A 1,424-nucleotide genomic window follows, 5' to 3' on the forward strand; every position below is an offset into this window, starting at 1 on the left:
GCCCCGACGCCCCCATCATCACCACCGACGCCCGCCACCGCGCCGACGCCAAAAGCGCCCTCATCACCCTCGTCGAACACGCCCTCATGGCGCGTCTGCGGTAGCCGCGGCATTTTCCGCACGGATCCGGAACGCCGGGTGCCCTCAGGGGTTCCCGGCGTTCCGGCGTCGTGGGCGACGGACTCCACTGCAGGTCCGCAAGGCGGTGGCACGGCTACTCATACGGAGGCAGACGCCCAACGCCGAAACGGCCGCTCTCCCGGTCCGGAGCCCACGGGGTGTGGGTCCTTCGGACCGGGGGAGCGGCCGTTCGTGCGGGGAGCCGTTCGGCTCAGCCCTGCCAGCTGTGCGGGGCGCGGAATCCAGGGGTCCGCTCCAGTCGACGCCAGCCGGCGGTGGAGCGGGCCTGCGCGGGCGCAGCAGGCGTGGCGGAGGCCCGGGCCAGCAGGATCGCGGTGATCGCGGCCAGCTCCTCGGGCTCTGCATGGCCCTTTTCGACGCGCAGCAGCGTATCGGTGGTCATTTGCGGCAAGTCTCCTTACTGCGGCGGGTTGCCGTGCTTGCGGGACGGCAGGTCGGCGTGCTTGTTGCGAAGCATGGCGAGGGAGGAGATGAGTACCTCGCGGGTCTCGGAGGGGTCGATGACGTCGTCGACCAGACCTCGCTCGGCGGCGTAGTAGGGGTGCATCAGCTCGGCCTTGTACTCCTTGACCATGCGGGTGCGCATGGACTCGGGGTCGTCGGCCTCGGCGATCTGCCTGCGGAAGATGACGTTGGCGGCGCCGTCGGCGCCCATGACGGCGATCTCGTTGGTCGGCCAGGCGTAGGTGAGGTCGGCACCGATGGACTGGGAGTCCATGACGATGTAGGCGCCGCCGTAGGCCTTACGAAGGATCAGTGAGATGCGCGGGACGGTCGCGTTGCAGTAGGCGTAGAGCAGTTTCGCGCCGTGCCGGATGATGCCGCCGTGCTCCTGGTCGACGCCCGGCAGGAACCCCGGGACGTCCAACAGCGTGATGATCGGAATGTTGAAGGCATCGCACATCTGGACGAACCGAGCAGCCTTCTCGGATGCCTCGATGTCCAGCACGCCGGCCAGCGACTGGGGTTGGTTGGCGACGATGCCGACGACCTGACCGTCAAGTCGGGCAAGGGCACAGATGATGTTGCGGGCCCAGCGTTCGTGGATCTCCAGAACATCGCCGTCGTCGACGAGTTCCTCGATGACCTTGTGCATGTCGTAGGGGCGGTTGCCGTCTGCGGGCACCAGGTCCAGCAGGACCTCCGAGCGCCGATCGGTCGGGTCGTCGCTCTGGTGAACCGGCGGGTTCTCTCGGTTGTTGGAGGGCAGAAGCGAGAGCAGGTAGCGGACCTCGGCGAGGCAGGTCTCCTCGTCGTCGTAGGCGAAGTGGGCGACGCCGGAG

The 1,424-nt window shown here is 68.1% G+C and carries 2 protein-coding genes and 1 pseudogene; 1 reads left to right on the forward strand and 2 read right to left on the reverse strand.

Going from position 1 to position 1,424, the window contains the following annotated elements; translation table 11 throughout:
* Window positions 1–104 (forward strand): annotated as a pseudogene (locus tag ACFYMC_RS29740) (ATP-binding protein); the annotation flags it as partial.
* A 227-nt stretch (window positions 105–331) separates the two neighbouring features.
* Here the strand turns inward: ACFYMC_RS29740 and ACFYMC_RS29745 are convergent.
* Both ACFYMC_RS29745 and ACFYMC_RS29750 read right to left on the reverse strand, forming a co-directional pair.
* Complete coding sequence (locus ACFYMC_RS29745; protein WP_388531264.1) at window positions 332–523, reverse strand: acyl-CoA carboxylase subunit epsilon; 192 nt, start codon at window positions 521–523, stop codon at window positions 332–334.
* Between the two features lie 15 nt (window positions 524–538).
* Window positions 539–1,424, reverse strand: an 886-nt coding sequence (locus ACFYMC_RS29750) for an acyl-CoA carboxylase subunit beta (protein ID WP_388531267.1), incomplete at its 5' end; no start/stop codon positions are given.

This window comes from Streptomyces sp. NPDC006879, from assembly GCF_042869595.1.
In the GTDB taxonomy this organism is placed as follows: Bacteria; Actinomycetota; Actinomycetes; order Streptomycetales; family Streptomycetaceae; genus Streptomyces.

What these genes read in the sequence shown, in the direction of transcription:
- ACFYMC_RS29745 (WP_388531264.1), bottom strand. Translation starts at nt 523, where the DNA reads ATGACCACCGATACGCTGCTGCGCGTCGAAAAGGGCCATGCAGAGCCC.